The sequence below is a fragment of the Microbispora sp. H10830 genome, assembly GCF_014161375.1.
Lineage (GTDB): Bacteria > Actinomycetota > Actinomycetes > Streptosporangiales > Streptosporangiaceae > Microbispora > Microbispora catharanthi.
In genome coordinates this window covers 419,221-437,048 of sequence record NZ_JABBWX010000006.1, presented here as the reverse complement: position 1 = coordinate 437,048, position 17,828 = coordinate 419,221, and the positions used below count along the sequence as shown (strand labels likewise).

The window sequence follows — 17,828 nt, the reverse complement described above, 5'->3', positions numbered from 1 at the left end:
GTGTCCTCACGACGACGAGATCGGCGTTGTTGTCCCCGGGAGACAGTCGTGGTCGAGCACCACGTGGCAGGCGAGCTGGAGCGCGAAGCGGGTCTGCGGGTCGGACAGGTCGGCGTCGAGCGCCTCGGCGATGCGCCTGATCCGGTGGGCCACCGCGTTGGGATGCAGGCTGAGCAGCTCGGCCGCCCTGGTGCGGGATCCCCAGCTGTCCAGGTAGGCCTTCAGCGTGGGCACCGCGTGGGCGCTGAGCGCCCCGAGGCGTTCCAGCGGGGCGAGCATGTCGCGGGCGGCCACCAGCGCGCTCTCGCTGCCGCTCAACTCCGCGAGGAGCGCGTGGACCCCGAGCCGGTCGAACCTGACGACCTCCCCGGCGGCGGCGCGTGCGGCGGCCGCCCGCGCCTGCGACGCCGTGCGGCGCAGCCCGTCAGGTCCCGGCTGGCAGGTGCCGACCCCGGCCCCCAAGCCCCCTGTCCCCAAGCCCCCTGCCCCCACGACCGGCGGGTGCGGCAGGCCGGAGCCGAGAGTCGTCCGCTCGTCGGCGGTGAGGAGCACGAGCACGCCGTCCTGCCAGCGGGTGACCAGCGGCGGCGCGGACAGCTCGGCCGTCCCGCCGAGGCCCGTATCGCCGAGGCTCCCATCGCGAAGTCTTCCGTCGCGAAGTCCCCCGTCGCCGAGTCCCAGTGCGCCGGGCAGCGCGGCGGCGGTCCCGCGCGCCTCGCGGAGCACCGGATCGGCCGCCCCCGGGGCCGCCTCCCCGCCGGGGTCGCGCAGGAAGACCGCCACGTGCCAGCCGTCCACCGGCACGCCCTCGTGCCGGGCGCGGCGGGCGGCGGTCCGGGTGTCCTTGGCGCCGAGCAGGGCCAGCAGCGCCCGCTCGCGAGCCGCCTCCGCCTCCCGCGCGGCCGCCCGCACCCGGCCGAGCGTGGTCGCGACGACCTGGGCCACGATCGCCGCCGCCGGGTCCTCGCCCTCCCAGCACACGTAGCCGTCCGGCCGGCCGCCGACCCGGATCACGGTCGCGTTGGCCGCCGGGTCGGCCAGGTCGGCGACCATGTACGCGACCCCGACAGAGGCGGACGCCGCGCGCAGGATGTCGTCCTCGCCCGCGCCCTCCATCGCGCCGATGCCGTCGATCGCCTCGCGCGTACGGCGCAGCAGCAGCCCGGGGTCGGCGCGTACGGCCGCGCTGAGGCCGAGCACGGTGTCCGACAGCGAGTGGTCGGAGGCGCCGGCGAGCAGCGCGACCCGCTCCCGCCTGGCCAGCTCCACCGTCTCCGGCGTGGTGCCCGAGGGGCCGGGCAGCACGATCCCGGCCAGGCCGCCGCGTCCGGCCAGGCGCAGCGCGTCGAGCACGTCGCACGACCGCATGGCGTGGCGGGACAGGATCGCCAGCGCGCCGGGGGCCGCCGCGGCCAGTTCGCGCATCTCGTCGACGAGGACGACGCTGCCGACCTCCCGGGCGTCCCAGGGCCCGGCGACGAGCGTCAGCCTGCGGCCCGCGGGCGTCCTGAGCAGGTCACTGACGCGGCGCATCGGGGGTCTCACCTCCGTGGGGGACGCGCGGAGCCGAGGAGCCCGGGGTGTGCAGCACCTCCTCCGCACGGTGACATGCCACCTTACGCCCCTCGACCTCACGCGCCTGCGGCGTCTCCTCCCGGCAGCGGTCCACCGCGAGAGGGCAGCGCAGCCGGAACGGGCACCCCGTCGCCGCCGCGGCCGCCTCTGTCCGCCCGGCGGCGCGCGGCGGCTCGCCGCCCAGGCGCGGCACCGCGTCGCGCAGCGCCCGGGTGTACGGGTGGGCCGGCCGGGTGAGCAGTTCCCCGGTGGGGCCGGACTCGACGACCCGCCCGGCGAACAGCACCGACGACGTACGGCACAGCCGCCCCACGACGCCGAGGTTGTGCGTGATGAGCAGGTAGCCGAGCCCGTGTTCGGCCGCCAGCCTCTCCAGCAGGTCGAGGATCCTGGCCTGCACGGTGACGTCGAGCGCGCTGGTGGGCTCGTCGAGCACCAGCAGTCGCGGCTCCACGGCCAGGGCGCGGGCGATGGCCACCCGCTGCCGCTGGCCGCCGGAAATCTCGTGCGGCCTGCGGGCGGCGAGCGCGGAGTCGAGCCCCACGTCGGCGAGGAGCGCGGCGACCCGGTCCCGCCGCTCGGCCCCGGACATGCGGTGGTGGGTGGTCAGGGCCTCGGTGATCGACGCCCCCGCCGTCATGCGGGGGTCGAGCGCCTCGCTGCCGTCCTGGAAGACCGGCTGCACGGCCCGGCGGAACTCGGCCCGGCCGGCCCTGCCGAGCCCGGCCAGGTCGCCGGTGCCGTAACGGACGACGCCGGAGCGGGGGCGCATGAGGCCGAGCAGGGCGCGGGCGAGCGTGGTCTTGCCCGAGCCGCTCTCCCCGATCAGGCCCACCCCGCCCTCGTCGACGGCGAGGCTCACGTCGTGGACCACCGCCGTCGCGCCGTACGCGAGGGTGACCCCCTCGGCGGCGAGCAGCGTCATGGGCCCTCCCCCTCGTCGAGATCAGCAGCTTCGGGTAACGCGGGCACCGCTTCTGGTAGTGCGGGCACCGCGGCGATCAGCTCACGGGTGTAGGGGTCGCTCGGCCGGGCGAACACCTCGGCGGCGGGTCCGCTCTCCACCACGGCGCCGTCACGCATCACCACGACCCGGTCGGCGATCGTGGAGACCAGCGCGAGGTCGTGGGAGACCAGCAGCACGGCGAGGCCGCGCTCGTCACGCAGCCGGCGCAGCACCGCGACCACCTCGGCCTGCACGGTCACGTCCAGCGCGCTGGTCGGCTCGTCGGCCAGCACGACCTGCGCGCCGAGCGCGAGGGCCAGCGCGATGGCGAACCGCTGGGCCTGGCCGCCGGACACCTGGTGGGGGTAGCGGCGCAGGATCTCCGGGTCGAGCAGCACCGCGCGGACGCCCTCCTCGGCCCGCTCCCGCGCGTCCGCGCCCTTAACGCCGTGCCGGGCGAGCGCGCGGCGCATGAGCGTGCCCAGGCGCATGGTGGGGTTGAGCGCGGCCTGCGGGCTCTGCATCACCAGGGCGGCCCGCGAGCCGCGGATCTCCCGCAGCCGCGCCGGGCTCGCCGTGAGCACGTCCACGTCGCCGACCGTGATCCGGCCGGAGACGTCCGCGCCGTGGACGAGGCCGAGCGTGCTGAGCAGGGTGGTCGTCTTGCCCGATCCGCTCTCGCCGACGATCGCCACGCACTCCCCCGCGGCCACGTCGAGTTCGGGCACCGACGCGATCACCCGGTCGCCGATCCGCACGACGAGGTCCTGCACGCTGATCAAAGTCATCGCGACAGCCTCGCCCTCAGTCCCTCGCCGAGCACGTTGAACGAGAACGCGGTGACCAGGATGGCGAGGCCGGGGAAGGTCACCACCCACCAGTCGGTGGTGAACAGCGACTGACCCTGCTGCACCATCAGCCCCCACTCCGAGGTCGGCTCGTGGGCGCCCAGCCCGAGGTACGACAGCGCGGCGGCGGTGAGGATGACCCCGCCGCCGTCCAGCGACAGCTGGACCAGCACCGGCGTGAGCGAGTTCGGCAGCACGTGCCGCAGCACGATGAGCGGGGCGGGCACGCCCAGGCAGCGCGCGGAGTCGACGAACCCCCGGGTGGCCACGGACGCGGCGACCGACGCCGTGAGCCGGGCGTACCACGGCCACCAGGTGACCGCGATCGCCACGATCACGGTGGTCACGCTCGGCTGGAGCACCACGGCGAGCGCCAGCGACAGCAGCAGCGCGGGGAAGGCGAGGAAGACGTCGGTCACCCGCATGATCACGTCGCGGGCCCAGCCGCCGGCGTACCCGGCGACCACTCCCAGGACGACGCCGGCGACGCCGCTGACGGCCAGCACCGCGACGGCGATCAGCAACGAGGTGCGGGCGCCGAACAGGACCCGGCTGAGCACGTCGCGGCCGACCTGGTCGGTGCCGAACCAGTGGGCGCCGCTCGGCGGCAGCAGCGCCTCCAGGGGATGTGTGGCCGAGCCGCCGTCCTCCGGGTAGGGGGCGATCCACGGCGCGAGCAGCGCCGCCAGCACGACGATGCCCAGCAGCACGGCCCCCGCCACCGCGAGGCGGTCCACCCCCGCCAGGCGCCGCAGCGGCGTACGGCGGAACGCGGTCAGGGCCGGAGCCGTCATCGCGCCCTCACCCTCGGATCGACCACGCCCTGGAGGAGGTCCACGGCGAGGTTGGCGACGACGTACAGCACGGCGACCAGCAGCGTGACCCCGGCGATGGCGGGGGTGTCGAGCGAGCGGATCGAGTCGGCGGCGTACCGTCCGAGGCCCGGCCAGTTGAACACGGCCTCCACGAGGAAGCCGTTCACGATCGAGTACGCGAAGACGAGCGCGATCAGCGACAGCACCGGGTTCAGCGCGGGCCGCAGTGCGAACCGGGTGAGCACCGCGGTCTCGCCGAAGCCGAGCGCGCGCTCCAGCCGGGCGTGGTCGCGCGACGACTCCTCGATGAGGGCGGCCCTGGTCATCTGGGCCACCACCCCGGCCGGATACGCCGCGATCACCAGGGCGGGCAGCACCAGGTGCGACAGCGTGCTCGTGAGGATCGGCCAGTTGCCGGTGATCAGCGCGTCCACGGCCGTGATGTTGGTGTAGAGGTGCAGGGGGCTGGTCCGGTCGAGCGACGCGTCGTACTCCCCGGCGACGGGGAACCAGCCGAGCCCGCTGGCGAAGACCGTCTGCAGGGCCAGCGCCAGCCAGAACACCGGCACCGACACGGCCAGCATCGACGACAGCCGCACCGACAGGTCGGGCAGGCGGCCCTTGTAGCGGGCGGCGGCGATCCCCAGCGGGATTCCCACGACCAGCGCGATGATCAGCGCCGCGCCCACGAGTTCCAGGGAGGCGGGGAACGCCTGGAAGAGGTCGTCGCGCACGGGCTGCCGGGTGTGCAGGCTGGTCCCCCAGTCACCGCCCAGCAGGTCGCGCACGTAGTTCCACAACTGCACCGGCAGCGGGTCGTCCAGGCCGAACCGCCGCCGGGCCTCGGCGAGCTCGGCCGCCGTCGCCTTCGGCCCGGCGTACGCCACGGCCGGGTCGCCGGGCACCAGGCGCATGACGGCGAACGTGAGGACGATCACGCCGGCCACGACCAGGACGGCCTGGCCGAGCCGGCGGATCAGATACCTCGGCATGATCAGGCGCCGGGCTTCAGGTCGTAGACGAACACCACGTTGGGGTAGGCCGGGTTGTCCACGTACCCCTGGACCGACTTGGCGAAGGCCCGCTGGTAGTTCTGCACGTACGGCACGGCCACCGCCGCCTGCTCGCCGATGATCTTGTTCTGGAGGTCGGCGTACGCCTTCTCGGCCGCGGCCTTGTCGGTCGCGGTGAGCGCGGGCAGCCCGTCGATCTCCTTGTCGATCGCCGCGTCCTTCAGGTAGGAGAGGTTGAACTGCACGTCCTTCTCGCCGTGGAAGACGTTGACGAACCACGAGTAGGCGTCGGCGTAGTCGGGGAACCAGTACATGACGAAGATGTCCTGGCGCTTCGACGGGTCCTTCGCCTTGCCCTGGTCCCACTGCGTGGTCCACTGCAGCGGCTTGGCCGAAAGCTTCACGTTCAGCTTGTCGAGCGCCGAGGAGAGCAGCGTGACCAGCAGCTCCTGGTCGGCGTCGCCCTGGGCGTAGGTCAGCGTCAGGTCGAGCTGCTTGCCGCCGGGGCCGTACCCGGCCTCCTTGAGCAGCGCCTCGGCGCCCGCGAGGTCCTGTTTGGGCGTCATGCCGGGGACGTTGCCGAGCAGGCCCTCGGGGACCAGGCCGCTGGCGGCCACGCCCGAGCCCTTCATCGCCGCCACGAGGCCGTCGTAGTCGATCGCCTTCTGCAGGGCCTGGCGGAGCTTCACGTCCTTGAGCGGGCCGTCGGCCGTGTTGAACAGCACGAGCAGGTTCTGGAACGACGGCGTCTGCGAGGTCTGCACCGTGTCCGTGCTCCCCGCCTGGGCGAACAGCTGCGAGTTGAGCCGCTGCACGAACGACACCTCGCCGCGCTGCAGCAGCTGCCAGGCGGTGGTCAGCTCGGGCGTGACCCGATAGGCGATCTTCTTGTAGTGCTGGCCGTCCCAGCCGCCCCAGTAGCCGTCGAACGCCTTGAGCGTGAGCTCGGTCTCCTTGCCCTTCTGCCAGCTCTCGATCGTGTACGGCCCGGAGCCCGCGTCGTGGCCCTCGCCGAACCACTTCTTGAGGTCGCCGGAGGCGGCCGTGGTGTCGTAGACGTACGACGCGTAGCCGGCCGAGGCGACCAGGTCGAGCGGCGTGGGGTACTTGAGCGTGAACTCGAGCGTCGTGGCGTCCTTGGCCTCGATCTTCTTGACCGCGCCCCAGATGTAGGCCGCGCCCTGCCCCTCCTTCATCGTGCGCTCGATCGCGGCCTTGGCCGCGGCGGCGTCCACCGGCTTGCCGGTGTGGAACTTCACGCCGTCGCGCAGCGTGAACGTCCACTTCTTGCCGTCGGGCGAAGAGGTCCACGAGGCGGCCAGCCGCGGCTCGGCCTTCTTCGTCTGCGGGTTGTAGCGGGTCAGCGACTCGTAGATGTTCTCCATCGCGATGTTCTCGTTGGAATACGAGCTCGCGGGGTCCCAGTCGGTGACGACGTCCAGGTTGGGGACGTACACGAACGTGCTGTCGGCCGTGCCTCCGGCCGAGCCCGCCGAGGAGCCGGGCTGCGGGGTGGAGTCGGCGGCGCCGCGAACCTGCCCGCCCGAGCAGGCCGCGGCGGTGACGGTCACGGCGGCCACGGCCCCCGCGGCGAGAAGACGCTTGTGCCAGCGCATGTGAGGGAGTTCCTTTCCTATCCGGCCTGCCGGGCGAGGGGGCCGGCGGCCTTGACGTGCAGGCGCACCGCGGGCTCAGGAAGGTAGCTGAGAGGGATCTCGCTGAGCTCGACGATCTGAACGGTTGCGGGGTCGGCCCCGGCGGCGACGGCCCGCGCGGCCGCCTCCTCCTTGGCGTTGTCGATCAATCTAGCCCTGGAGCTCCCGCCTCCAGAAGCGGGCACGATCGTTTCGAGCCTGCCGCTGGCGAGGGCGATGGCCGCGCCCACGGCGTTGGCCACCTCGGCGTGCGCGGGGCGGATCACCTCACGTGCCCCGGGCACCTGATCGGCCAGCAGGAACGCGCCGCCGCCGACCGCCACGAGCGGCCGGTCGGCGCGACCCAGCGCCACCCGGTCCACCGCGTCCGCGACGGCCTCGTCGGCCGCCCGTACGGCCCGGGCCAGCCGCTCGTGCCACTCCTCGGGGACGGGACGGGTGCCCACCGTTCCCCGCCCGGCCGCCACCGCGGCGTCGGTCATGGTGGGGGTGGAGCCGCCGAAGACGAGCGCCTCCGTGCCGATCCGGTAGCCCACAGAACGCGGCTCCGCCCCGACGATCGTGCCGCCGCCGAGCGCGATGGACAGGATGTCGGGCATCCGGAAGTTGGTCGTGACCCCGCCGATCTCGACCGCCGCGGCCGACTCCCGGGGGAAGCCGCCCACGAGCACACCGAGGTCGGTCGAGGTGCCGCCGACGTCGGCCACGATCGCGTCCGTCACCCCCGACAGGTACGCCGCGCCGCGCAGCGAGTTGGCCGGCCCCGAGCCGATGGTCAGCACCGGGTAGCGGGCCGCGTAGTCGACGGCCATCAGCGTGCCGTCGTTCTGCGCGAAGTACGTCTCGACCTCCAGGCCCCGCGCATCGAGGGCCTCGCGCAGCGCGGCGGTGACGTCGCGGGCCACGCCGTACAGGGCGGCGTTGAGCACGGTCGCGTTCTCGCGCTCCAGCAGGCCGAGCGAGCCGATCTCGTGGCTGAGGCTCACCGGCACGTCGCCGATCTCGGCGCGGATGATCTCGGCGACCCGGTTCTCCTGGTCGGCGCTCGCCGGGCTGAACACACCGGCGACGGCGACCGCGTCGGCGGGCGTGGTGGCCACGAACTTCCTGACCGCGTCCACGTCGAGAGGCGCGATCTCGCGCCCGTCGACGAAGTGCCCGCCCCGCACGATCGCGGTTCCCGCCGCGACGGTGTCGCGCAGGTCGTCGGGCCACTCGCTGAGCGGCGGCACGGAGGTGGTCGCCGGGGCGCCGAGACGCAGCACGGCCACCCTGCCGAGCGCGCGCCGCTCGAGGATGGCGTTGGTCGCGTGGGTGGTGCCGAGCATCACCCGCTTCACACGCGTTTCCAGGCCCGGATCGGGCAGCTCGGCGAGGACCGCGTCGAGCGCGGCGCGCAGTCCCTCGGTCACGTCGGGGCTGGTGGGCCGCTTGGCGGTGGCGAGGACCCGGTCGTCGTCGTCCAGCACCACCGCGTCGGTGTTGGTGCCGCCCACGTCGATGCCGACCCGCAGCGTGGTACTCATGCCACCTCCTCGCCTTGCGGCTCGGAATCGCATGAGCACAACACCCTGTGTCTACTGATTCGCTCGCTTCGCTCGCTCATGCGATCTTCTCCACCGGCAGGTAGTCCATGTCGTAGCCGAACGCCCGCGGGCCCGCCGTCTCCAGGCCCTTCTGCGTACGCCACAGGGGGTCGCAGGGCCAGGCGAGCACGGTCACCCGCTGGCCGTACCGCAGCCCCTCGGTCTGGATCGCCGTCGCCGTCTGGCTGTCGACCACCGTGATCAGGTCGGGCACCATGGCCCTGACCCGGCCGTCCTCGACGGCGACGAGGTTCTCGTTCTGGATCTCCAGGGTCAGCGTCCTGCCCCGGTCGTCGCCGGTGCCCTCGATCGTCGCCGTGCCCCGGGCGAACCCGCCGGTGGTCCTGCGCTCCAGGTCGCCCAGCTTGCCGTTGATCAGCCGTACGGCGCCGAGCTCCGCGGTCAGGGCGGCCAGCGGGTCGGCGGCGCCCTCGGTCGCCCGGCCGACCGCGATCGCCCGGCTCACCGTGCCCTCGATCACCGCGCCCGCGCACTCGCGCGCGGTCAGCACGTAGTCGGCCATCAGGGCGCTCGACCCCGCCGCCACGCAGACGGCCCGCGCGATCTGCTCCGACCACAGGCCGTCGACCGGCCGGATCGTCACGACGTTGCCGACGACGTCGGTCATGACCACGAGGTTGGCCGGGATCCCGGCCACGTACATCGAGACCATCTGGACCTCGGGGAAGGCCCGGCCCATCGCGTCGGCGTCGAGCAGCGGCAGCCCGAGCCTGGCCGCCCAGGCCACCGGGGCGACGCCGTTGCCGCCGCCGATCTCCGAGGACATGACCGCGGCGGGCGGCCGGCCGAAGATCCGCTCGATCTCCTCAGCGATCCTGACCGGCTCGTCCGTGCCGTGGACCATCTCGTTGCTGACGGTCGGGGCGCCGATTCCCGACAGCGGCAGCACGAGGGCGTCATCGGGCAGCTCGTCCAGGGTGACCAGCGGCACCTCGCCGTGCTCGCGTATCGCGCGCCGTGCGGCGATGGCGCCGGGGCGGACGTCCCCGCCGCCGCCGGTGCCGAGCACGGCGCAGCCGCGGGCCAGCGCGGCGACGTCCTCCAGTGTGATGCGGGCCTGCATGCGGGGAGCCTTCACCACCGGACGGTCCCGCCTCAATGTCACTGCGCGACACATATCGGGCGATTGTTGTCGTCCCGCGACAAGGCCCGCAAGGCGGCGCCCAACTGAACGGGCTCAGCTGAACGGGCTCAGCGCAGCGGGTCGAACTCCCGCAGGGCGGCGGGCTGCTTGCCGGTGGTGATCTGCTCGGCGAGGAGCCGTCCGGTGGCCGGACCCTGGGCCAGGCCCCACATGCCGTGCCCGCCGGCCACGTAGACGCCCGGGGCGTCGGTCGCGCCGATCAGGGGTCGCCCGTCCGGCGTGACGGGCCGGGGGCCGACCCAGACGTCGGTGCGTTCCTCCCAGCGCACGCCCCGCAGCAGGGGGCGGGCCGAGGCGATGATCGCCCGCAGCCGGGCCTCGACGGCCGGAGCGTCCGGGTCGCGGAACTCCATCGTGCCCGCGACGCGCAGCCCGCCCTGGTAGGGCGTGCACGCCACCCGCACGTCCGGCAGGTAGATCGGGCCGGGGACGGGGTGGTCCACCGGCACGGTGAACGAGTAGCCGCGGCCGGCCCGCACGGGGACGCGTACGCCCCAGCGGCCCGCCAGCCGGGACAGCCAGGCACCGGTGGCCAGCACCGCCGCGTCGGCGGACAGGACGGCGCCGTCCCTGGCCACCACGACGACCTTCCCGGCGTCGCTGCGCACGTCGGCGACCTCGTGCTTCTCGATCGTCGCGCCCCGGGCGACGACGGCCTCGCCCAGCGCGTGGACGAAGCGGCCGGGGTCGATGTAGCGCTGCCCGTCGATCCGCACGCCCGCGGTCAAGGCCTCCGAGGCGAGCGGCACGGCCTCGGCCAGTCGCCGTGCGTCCAGCGCGGTGTGATCGACCGGCTGCCCGGCCTCGGCCATCCTGCGCAGCTCGTGAAGCAGGCCCTGGGCCTGGCGCGGCGTCCGGAAGCCTGCGGTGATCGGCGCGTCCTCGACGGGGGCGGCCACGCCGTTGGCGGCGAGCACCTCGTACGCCTCGATGCACTCGTCGTTGAGCGGCAGGTTGGCGCGCACGGCCCGGGTCCACGACGACCATCGGCAGTTGGCGGCGAAACGGGTGAGGAACGCCCACAGTCCGGGATCGACGGTCGCCGGGATGTGCAGCGGCGCGGCCGGATTGAGCAGCGAGCGCAGGCCGTAACGCAGCACGGAGGGCTCGTTCAGCGGGATGGCCAGGCCGGGCGCGATCCAGCCCGCGTTGCCCCAGGACGCGCCGGCCGCCACGCCCCGGCGGTCGACCACGGTGACCTCCGCACCGCGTTCCTGCAGGAACCACGCGGTGGACAGGCCCACGATCCCCGCGCCCACCACGATGACCGACCGCGGCCAGTCGTCAACGCGCTCGGACATGCCCCACCTCCACACCAGGCGACTGCTTGCCCGGCCAGCATCGCCCGCGCGGCGCCGCGCACCGTTGTAGCGGGCGCACAATCACGGCGCCCTTGTTGTGGGTTTCGGACAACCGCCTATTCGTCCTCGGCCGCCAGAGTGATGACCATGGCGAGGCGCTTGCGCGGGTCGTCCAGATTCAGCGGGGTCACTTCACTCATCCTGCGCAGGCGGTTGCGGACCGTGTTGGCGTGCACGCCGAGCCGTCCGGCGGCGGCCATGAGGTCGCCCTGGGCCTCCAGCCACGCCCGTAACGTCGCCACATAGTGGGTGTCGTGGAGCGCGTCGTGCCGGCGCAGCGCGCTCACCGGTCCACGTGCGGGCACGCGGCCCGCCCGCGCCGCGGCGCGCAACCGGTGCAGCAGGATGTCGTCCCAGGACTCGTCGTACGCGGGCGGCCCGCCGGCGGGCACGGCGTGGGAGGTCTCCCTCTCGTGCAGCGCCAGGCACTCCTCCGCCTCCCGGCGGCTCGCCGGCAGCTCCGCCGCCTGGGCCGCCGCGCCGATGCCGGCCGCGACGCGCACCCGCGGCGGCAGCCCCGCCCCCAGCGCGGCCACCCATTCCCGTGCCGCCGCCGCCCCCGCGTCCGGCAGGATCGTGTAGAGCGTGTCGCCGAGCAGCGTGCTCCTCCCGGGCCTGGACCAGCCGAAACCGGTGGTGGCCCGCTCGAAGGCCAGCAGGAGCATGGCGTGCGGCTCCTCGGAGGTGTGCGTGCGGACCGCGACGACCCGCGTCTCCCGCGCGGCCAGTCCCAGGCGGCTGACCACGGTCGCGGCGTCGGCGGTGCCCTCCAGCAGCCGGACGACCAGGTCGGACTCGACCTGCCGTTCCAGGTCCGCGCTCGCCCGGGAGCGCAGCAGGTGCAACGCCACGGTGCGCGCGCCGTTCGCCAGCGCGGTGTGCCGCGTCCCGGTCAGGGGACTGCCGCACGTCACCCACACCGACCCGAGCAGCTCCCGCCCGGCCCGCACCGCCACCACCATCCGCCCGGTCATGCCGTGCGACGGGTCCGGCTCGACGAAGATCGGCTCGTCCGTCGCCGCCAGGCGGGCGAACACCCCCCGGGCCCGGAACATCTCCCGCAGCCGCTCAGGAACCTGCCGCACCAGGATCGTCTCCAGGCGAGCCGGGTCGCCCGCCTGCTGCGAGCGGGAGTACGCGAGCACCCGCGAGAGCGGGTCCTCGATGGTCACGGCGCCGCCGACGGCGTCCGCCAGGCTGTCGGCCAGCGCGAACAGGTCCGTGGGCCCCCGCCCCGACTCGGTCTCCCGCCCTTCCAGCACCAGTCCGTAGACCACTCCGACAAGGTGGCTCCACGAGACGGCGGGGTCGACGAGCATCACGGCCACGTCGTTGCTCTCGCCGGACACGGCCGCCTCGCGCGCGGTCTCGGCACCCGCCCGCACCAGGACCACCTTTGCCTGGGCCGCGACCGCCCATCGCACCGCCTCGGTCACCGACCCGGCTCCCACGGCCACGAGCACGTCACCGGTGACCCGGCCGTCGGTGGCGTCCGGCATCGCCACGCTGCGCAGCCGCGCCGAGCGCCTCTCGGGCCGCCCGCACAGCCGTACGCCGTACGCGCCCAGCACGTTGACCAGGCGATCCAACGTGATCATGCGCTACTCCCGCCCGAGGCCGACGGCTGTGCCCATATCGGACCGCACTGGACTGGATCAGACCCGTGGAAGGCCGAAGGCCCGGTCTCCGTTTCCGGAGGCCGGGCCTTCGACTCTTGGTAGCGGGGACAGGATTTGAACCTGCGACCTCTGGGTTATGAGCCCAGCGAGCTACCGAACTGCTCCACCCCGCGTCGTTGTGTTTGAAGCTTACCGGGCGCCGTGGACAAGTGCCAAATCGTTTGTGGTGTCAGGCGAGTTCGCACCTCCAGCCGGAGGCGAGGGAGGAGGAGACCGCGACCTCGCGGCGCCCGTGATCGTATTCGTCGACGACGGGGTGACCGGTAAACGACCAGAGGCCCGGCCTCCGTTTCCGGAGACCGGGCCTCTGACACTTGGTAGCGGGGACAGGATTTGAACCTGCGACCTCTGGGTTATGAGCCCAGCGAGCTACCGAGCTGCTCCACCCCGCGTCGGCTCTACGAGACTATCCCGGTATCGCGCGGGAGGCAAACCGGAGCCCCGCGCCCGTGGGGACGCGGGGCTCCGGAAGGGCTCAGCCGCTCGGTGCGGGGCTGGGAGTCGCACCGGCCGGTGGACTCCCGCTCGCACTCGGACTGGCGCTCACACTCGCGCTCGGAGCGGGAGACGCCGTCGAGGCGGGCGTCCCGCCCTTGAGCTTGGCCAGGTCGTCCAGCGCCTTCTTCAGCGCGGTCTGCGCGTCGCCGTACGCCTTCCAGTCGGGCGGGTTCGACGACAGCGCCTTCTGCGAATCGTCGTACGCCCGCTGGGCCCGGCCGAGCGCCGACGTCAGCGCCGAGGAGTTCTCCGGCGGAGTGACCTGACCGGGTGGCTGGTTCGCCGTCTGGTCGGGTGTCTGCTCCGGCGGCGTGGCCACGGTGCCGCCGAACACCTGCTCCAGCGCGTTGCTGAGCGTGGGGCCGAAGCCGACCTTCTCGCCGTACAGCACGAGCACCCGGCGGAGGGTCGGATACTTGCCCGAGGTCTCCGCGCGCGGCTGGATGTAGACGGGCTCGACGTACAGCAGGCCGTTGCCGAACGGCAGCGTGAGCAGGTTGCCGTACAGCACGTCGGTGCCACCGCCGCGCAGCAGGTTGAGCTCGGTCGACACCGTGGTGTTCGACTCGAACAGGTTCTGCGCCTGTGGCGGACCCTGGATCGCGGTCGTGCTCGGCAACTGGAGGATCTCCAGTGGCGGGTTCGGCGTGGCGGCCGTCGCGTCGACCGCCATGAACGCCGCCATGTTCTGCCTCTGGTTGGGCACGAACGTGGTCGTCAGCGAGAAGCGCTCGGTCTCGCTGCCCGGCATCTTCATCGTCACGTAGTACGGCGGCTGCTTGCTCTTCCCGGTCGCCGGATCCTCGGGGACCTTCCAGAAGTCCTGGCCGCCGAAGAACGCGTTGGCGTCGGTGACGTGGTAGGAGGTGAGGATCTCCCGCTGGGCCTTGAAAAGGTCGGCCGGGTAGCGCAGGTGGGCGCGCAGCGCCGGACTGATCTGCGACGCCGGCTTGACGACCCCGCCGAAGGCCTTCTCCCAGGTCTTCAGCACCGGGTCGGACTCGTCCCAGGCGTACAGGGTCACCGTGCCGTCGTAGGCGTCCACGGTCGCCTTGACCGAGTTGCGGATGTAGTTGACCTCGTCCCTGGGCACCTGCGGCACGCCGAGGCGGCTCGACTGCACGTCGGTGGTCAGCGACTCCAGGCTCTTGCGCTCGGAGTAGGGGTAGGAGTCGGAGGTCGTGTACGCGTCGACGATCCACACGATCCGCCCGTCCACCACGGCCGGGTACGGGTCGCGGTCCAGCGTGAGGAACGGCGCGACCTGCTGGATGCGCTCCACCGGCTCGCGGTTGTAGAGGATGCGCGACTCGGCGTTGATGTTCGAGTTCAGCAGCAGGTTGGTCTCGCCGTACTTCACCGCGTAGAGCAGGCGGCGGAAGAAGTTCCCGATCGAGACGCCGCCCTTGCCCTCGTAGGTGCTGTTGACCTGGCCGGTGTTGTTCTGCTGGTCGGCGCCCGCCTGTCCCTGCTGCGGGTAGTCGAGCTCGATCTTCTTGCCGGACTTGGGACCGCCGACGATCGAGTAGTCGGGCGAGTTCTCGCCGAAGTAGACGCGGGGCTCGTAGTCGCCGAGGTCGCCGACCGGCGGGATGTCGCGCTCGCTGAACTCCGGCAGGCCGCTGCTGTCCACCTTGTTGCCGGGCGCGGCGACGAAGCCGAAACCGTGCGTGTAGACCAGGTGGTCGTTGATCCAGTTGCGCTGCCCGTCCGGCGGGCGGCCGATCTCGCGCACCGCCACCACCGTGTCGCGCGGCTTGCCGTCGACGGGATACCTGTCGATGTCGAGCTGCTCGGGGAACTGGTAATAGCCCTTGATCTGCTGCTTCTGCTGGAACGTCGGCGACAGCAGGCTGGGGTCGAGCAGGCGCATGCCGGGGATGGCCGACGCCTCGGTCTGCAGCACGGAGGCGTCGGTGTCGGTCTTGGCGCTGTACTCCGTGACCTTCGCCGTGTCGACTCCGTAGGCTTTTCGAGTCGCGTCGATGTTGCGCTGGATGTACGCCTGCTCCTTGCTCTGCTGGTTCGGCTTGACCTGGAACTGCTCGACCAGCGAGGGATACACGGTGCCGATCAGGACGGCCGACAGCACGAGCAGCCCGAACGCCACGCCCGGGAACATCCCGCCCGGCCTGATGACGCCGGCGAAGAAGATCAGCGCGCAGATGAGGGAGATGACCGCGAGGATCCCCTTGGCCGGGAGCACCGCGTGCACGTCGGTGTACGACGCGCCGAAGACCTTGCCGCGGTCGGAGAAGACCAGGCTGTACCTGTCGAGCCAGTAGGCCGCGGCCTTGAGCAGGACGAACACGCCGAGCAGCACCGACAGGTGCGCCCGGGCGGCCCGGGTGGCGTGCACCCCGCCGGGCGAGGAGATGCGGAACCCGCCGTACAGGTAGTGCACGACCGTGGCCGCGATGATCGACAGCACCACGGCCGTGAACAGGAAGTTCAGCAGCATCCGCAGGAACGGAATCGTGAACACGAAGAACGACAGGTCGAGGCCGAACTGCGCGTCCTTCTCGTTGAAGGGCGTGCGGTTCACGAACTGCAGCCAGGTCCTCCACAGCCCCGCCGTGGACGAGCCCGTGAACAGGGCGAGGACGCCCATGCCGACCAGGAAGACCAGCCGCCGGTGCGGGTCGAGCGCGACGCGGTAGCGGTCGGCGCCCTGCGGCGCCCCGAACATCCCCGGCCCGAACATCGGGCGGGTGCGGTGCGCGAGCACCATGTTGCCGCCCACGACGGCGATCATCAGGGCGGCGCCCACGATGAACAGCACCACCTGGGTGAGCAGCATCGTGGAGAACACCGAGGAGAAGTTCACCGAGTCGTACCAGAGGTAGTCGGTGTAGATCCCCGAGAAGATCAGCAGTAATACGACGATCGCCACGACGGCGATCAGCACGGGTATCAGAAGGCGCGGCCGTCGGGGCAAGCGCACCGCCCGTCCGGCTCCGGGGCTCCGGAAGCTCAACGCTCAACCCCTTGTCTCAGATTGGCAGGGCCATGATTGTCAGAGGGCAACGGTCCGTGCTTGGAAACCTACACTGCGACCGGCGTGGTCGTGGTAACAGATCTGATCGTTCTCACGACGCCCCCCGGCCTCAAAGACGGGCAGGTCACGGCCCCCGTGCCCCTGGCGTACGCTCAGCCGGCCGGGCAGGCGGGGACCTCGCCCGAGTGATCGCGCAGGGCGTCGATCGCCTTGATCGCGCCGTCCAGCGTCTCGACCCGCACCAGGCGCAGCCCGGCGGGCACGGCCTTGACGGCGTCGGCGCAGTTGCCCGCGGGCGTCAGGAAGACCGTCGCGCCCGCCCGGCGCGCGCCGACCATCTTCTGCTCGATGCCGCCGATCGGGCCGACCTGTCCGGCCGGGTCGATCGTCCCGGTGCCCGCGACCGACATGCCTCCGGTGAGCGCCCCCGGCGTCAGCTTGTCGTAGATGCCCAGCGAGAACATCAGGCCCGCGCTCGGCCCGCCGACCTCGCCGACGCTGATGTCGACCGTGAACGGGAACCGGTAGCCCGACCGCATCTGGACGCCGACCTTGGCCTTGCCGTCCTTGCCCGCCACGGTGCCGACCTGCACCTGCGTCGATGTGCCGGCGCGCCTGACCGTGAACGTCACCTGCTCGCCGGGCTTGCGGCTCTGCACAGACGCCGCGACGGACGCGAGCTCGCCCACCGTCGTGCCGTCCACCGCCGTGATCTCGTCGCCCGGCTTGAGCTTCCCGTCGGCCGGCGCCCCCTTGTCGGTCTCTGCGACCGTGACCACCTTCTCGATGGGGACCTTGAGGGCGTTCAGCGCGGCGGCGGTGGCCGACTGCTGCGAGTCGGTCATCTCCTGTGTGTTCTGCTCCTCGACCTGCTGGGCCGAGGTGGACTTCGGGAACAGCGTCTCCTCCGGCACCACGGCGACCGTCGGATCGAGCCAGCCGCGCAGCGCGGTGAGCAGGTCGAGACGGTTGTCGGGCCCGCCCTGATAGGCGACGGTGACCAGGCTCAGCCTGCCCTGTGTGGGATAGGTCTGGTGGCCCGAGATCGTGATGACCGGTTTGCCCTTGACGTCCCCGATCGTGTTCTCGGTGGGGCCGGGGCTCAGCACGACGTACGGCACCGGCAGCATGGCGCCGATCACGGCCAACGCGAGCGCGAGGAAACCCGCGACCAGCAGGGTCAGAGCGCGTCGGGACATGGACGAACTCTATGCGTTCCGGGCTCCGGACATTTCGCGGGCGCTAGTCGCAGGCGCCGACCCATTCGGCGTCTCCGTCGGCGAACACCTGGTGCTTCCAGATGGGCACCTCGTGCTTGAGGTCGTCGATGAGCCTGCGACAGGCCTCGAACGCCTCGCCGCGGTGGGGGCAGGCGGCCGCCACGACGACGGCGATCTCCCCCAGGCGTAGGTCGCCCACCCTGTGGACGGCCGCCAGCGCCGTCACCTGGTGGTCGGCCGCCACCTTCTCCGCGACCCTGCGCAGGTGCTCCTCGGCGGACGGGTGCGCCGAGTACGACAGGAGCGTCACCGGCCTGCCGCCGTCCTGCTCGCGTACGGTGCCGACGAAGACCGCCGTGCCGCCGGCGGCATGGTCCTCCACCGCGCCCAGCACCTCGTCCACGGACAACGGGGTGTCGCGGATGCCCAGCAATCGGATGACGTCCACGTCCCCGAGGTTAACGCCTGA

Annotated in this window: 13 protein-coding genes and 2 tRNA genes; all 15 read right to left on the bottom strand. The window is 72.4% G+C overall.

Annotated features, from left to right (window positions below):
- Positions 1-6: 6 nt before the first annotated feature.
- Positions 7-1,533, bottom strand: coding sequence for a helix-turn-helix domain-containing protein (locus HHX35_RS44635; RefSeq protein WP_182900055.1), 1,527 nt, complete (start codon positions 1,531-1,533; stop codon positions 7-9).
- On the bottom strand, positions 1,517-2,500 hold the full coding sequence (locus HHX35_RS18770) for an ABC transporter ATP-binding protein (protein ID WP_182900054.1): 984 nt from the start codon (positions 2,498-2,500) through the stop codon (positions 1,517-1,519). The genes HHX35_RS44635 and HHX35_RS18770 overlap by 17 nt, the downstream gene beginning before the upstream one ends.
- Positions 2,497-3,309 carry an ABC transporter ATP-binding protein gene (locus HHX35_RS18765; protein WP_182900053.1) on the bottom strand — a complete coding sequence of 271 codons (813 nt, stop codon included), beginning with the start codon at positions 3,307-3,309 and terminating at the stop codon, positions 2,497-2,499. The genes HHX35_RS18770 and HHX35_RS18765 overlap by 4 nt, the downstream gene beginning before the upstream one ends.
- Complete coding sequence (locus tag HHX35_RS18760; protein ID WP_182900052.1) at positions 3,306-4,163, bottom strand: ABC transporter permease; 858 nt, start codon at positions 4,161-4,163, stop codon at positions 3,306-3,308. Before HHX35_RS18760 ends, HHX35_RS18765 begins: the two co-directional genes overlap by 4 nt.
- Complete coding sequence (locus HHX35_RS18755) at positions 4,160-5,176, bottom strand: ABC transporter permease (RefSeq protein ID WP_139579232.1); 1,017 nt, start codon at positions 5,174-5,176, stop codon at positions 4,160-4,162. Before HHX35_RS18755 ends, HHX35_RS18760 begins: the two co-directional genes overlap by 4 nt.
- 2 nt (positions 5,177-5,178) lie before the next feature.
- The gene (locus HHX35_RS18750) at positions 5,179-6,813 is read right to left on the bottom strand and encodes an ABC transporter substrate-binding protein (RefSeq protein WP_182900051.1); all 1,635 of its coding nucleotides are present in this window, start codon (positions 6,811-6,813) and stop codon (positions 5,179-5,181) included.
- Between the two features lie 17 nt (positions 6,814-6,830).
- On the bottom strand, positions 6,831-8,378 hold the full coding sequence (locus HHX35_RS18745) for a hydantoinase/oxoprolinase family protein (protein WP_182900050.1): 1,548 nt from the start codon (positions 8,376-8,378) through the stop codon (positions 6,831-6,833).
- Between the two features lie 76 nt (positions 8,379-8,454).
- Positions 8,455-9,537 (bottom strand): DUF917 domain-containing protein, encoded by a 1,083-nt coding sequence (locus HHX35_RS18740; protein WP_310739165.1) that lies wholly within the window; start codon positions 9,535-9,537, stop codon positions 8,455-8,457.
- A gap of 113 nt (positions 9,538-9,650) precedes the next feature.
- Positions 9,651-10,904, bottom strand: a complete 1,254-nt coding sequence (locus HHX35_RS18735; protein ID WP_182900049.1) for an FAD-binding oxidoreductase — start codon at positions 10,902-10,904, stop codon at positions 9,651-9,653.
- A 116-nt stretch (positions 10,905-11,020) separates the two neighbouring features.
- Entirely contained in the window at positions 11,021-12,562 is a 1,542-nt protein-coding gene (locus tag HHX35_RS18730) for a CdaR family transcriptional regulator (RefSeq protein WP_182900048.1), read from the bottom strand.
- A gap of 117 nt (positions 12,563-12,679) precedes the next feature.
- Positions 12,680-12,756 (bottom strand) — tRNA-Met (locus tag HHX35_RS18725).
- 202 nt (positions 12,757-12,958) lie between these two features.
- Positions 12,959-13,035: transfer RNA gene (locus HHX35_RS18720), tRNA-Met, on the bottom strand.
- An 83-nt stretch (positions 13,036-13,118) separates the two neighbouring features.
- On the bottom strand, positions 13,119-16,085 hold the full coding sequence (locus HHX35_RS18715; protein ID WP_310739164.1) for a UPF0182 family protein: 2,967 nt from the start codon (positions 16,083-16,085) through the stop codon (positions 13,119-13,121).
- A gap of 206 nt (positions 16,086-16,291) precedes the next feature.
- A complete protein-coding gene (locus HHX35_RS18710; RefSeq protein WP_139579238.1) occupies positions 16,292-17,338 on the bottom strand; it encodes a PDZ domain-containing protein in 1,047 nt (348 codons plus the stop codon).
- A gap of 43 nt (positions 17,339-17,381) precedes the next feature.
- Positions 17,382-17,807, bottom strand: coding sequence for a molybdenum cofactor biosynthesis protein MoaE (locus HHX35_RS18705; RefSeq protein WP_139579239.1), 426 nt, complete (start codon positions 17,805-17,807; stop codon positions 17,382-17,384).
- Between the last annotated feature and the right edge of the window lie 21 nt (positions 17,808-17,828).